Source organism: Halococcus thailandensis JCM 13552 (assembly GCF_000336715.1).
GTDB classification, from domain to species: domain Archaea; phylum Halobacteriota; class Halobacteria; order Halobacteriales; family Halococcaceae; genus Halococcus; species Halococcus thailandensis.
Window position 1 is genome coordinate 1 of record NZ_AOMF01000183.1, and the last position, 1338, is coordinate 1338.

Here is a 1338-nt window from a genome sequence, read left to right on the forward strand (position 1 = left end):
GTCTCCCCGCGTAACAGGAATCGGTCGCAGCCGCGGGTGACGTGCTGACCGAACACTGCTTCGACGCTCTGGCTGCGCTTGCGGTAGATGCCTCTACCCCGTTTCGTCCGGAGTTTCCGCTCCATGCGTTCTTTCAGCCCGTACCATTTGGGGATCCGCCCTCGTGGCGGATCCGCCTCCCGAAGCTCCTTCCGTCGCTTCCAGTCTTTGGTCGTGGCGATGAACAGCTCTGTCTGCTCATCCGCTAACTGCGCGTTCGCTTTGCTCCAGTAGCCAGCGTCGGCAAGCGCCTTCGCCGGGCGCTTGCCGTTCACCTCCTCGCAGTTCTCCAGCATCGGCTTGAGTTGCTGGACGTCGTTTGCGTCAGTAGTGATGTCCTGAGCGACGATGACCTGTGTGTCGCAGTCCACCATTGCTTGGCCGTTGTAACCCTGTTTCCAGCCGGTGCTGGTTTTGAGCGTTTGACTCGCTGGATCTGTCGTGTTTGCCTTCGTGTCCTCCGGAAGCTCCACCTCCTCCGGAGGTGTGGGCTTCCGGCCACGCTTCTTTCGTCCCATTTCTTCCTCTTCCTGTTCTCTCTGGCGGATTTTCTCGGCTTGTTCCTCCTTGAGCTGCTGTTCCTCAGCGTCGAGTCGGTCCTTGGCTTCCCGCAATCGGTTCAGTCGGTCCTCTTGCTCCCGGAGTTCCTCCGGGAGNGCAGTTCTCCAGCATCGGCTTGAGCTGCTGGACGTCGTTTGCGTCAGTAGTGATGTCCTGCGCGACGATGACCTGCGTGTCGCAGTCCACCATTGCTTGGCCGTTGTAGCCCTGTTTCCAGCCGTTGCTGGTTTTGAGAATTTGACTCGCTGGATCTGTTGTGTTTGCCTTCGTGTCCTCCGGAAGCTCCACCTCCTCCGGAGGTGTGGGCTTCCGGCCACGTTTCTTTCGTCCCATTTCTTCCTCTTCCTGTTCTCGCTGGCGGATCTTCTCGGCTTGTTCGTCTTTGAGTTGCTGTTCCTTGGCGTCGAGTCGGTCTTTGGCTTCCCGCAATCGGTTCAGTCGGTCCTCTTGCTCCCGGAGTTCCTCCGGGAGCTCGTCTCCNCTGTTCCTTGGCGTCGAGTCGGTCTTTGGCTTCCCGCAATCGGTTCAGTCGGTCCTCTTGCTCCCGGAGTTCCTCCGGGAGCTCGTCTCCGCGCTGTTCTGGACCGTATTCGTCATCCTCGGCTTCGTCGATCTCGGCGGCCTCGTCGAGGATGTCGTGGATTTCGTTGGTGATCTGCTCACGAGTTCGATTTTGATCGAGGGCAGCGTCGCCTTGGACGCGCCGGCCGTCCAAGGCGACTTCACCCATCTCAACCA

Annotated in this window: 2 protein-coding genes; one reads left to right on the top strand and one right to left on the bottom strand. The window is 59.6% G+C overall.

The genetic code is table 11. From position 1 onward, the window contains the following. On the bottom strand, window positions 1-653 hold a 653-nt coding region (locus C451_RS19405), incomplete at its 3' end, for a transposase (RefSeq protein WP_007743368.1). A 485-nt stretch (window positions 654-1138) separates the two neighbouring features. On the opposite strand from C451_RS19405, the gene C451_RS19415 reads away from it, so the two are divergent. Next, on the top strand, window positions 1139-1338 hold a 200-nt coding region (locus C451_RS19415), incomplete at its 3' end, for a hypothetical protein (RefSeq protein ID WP_007743371.1).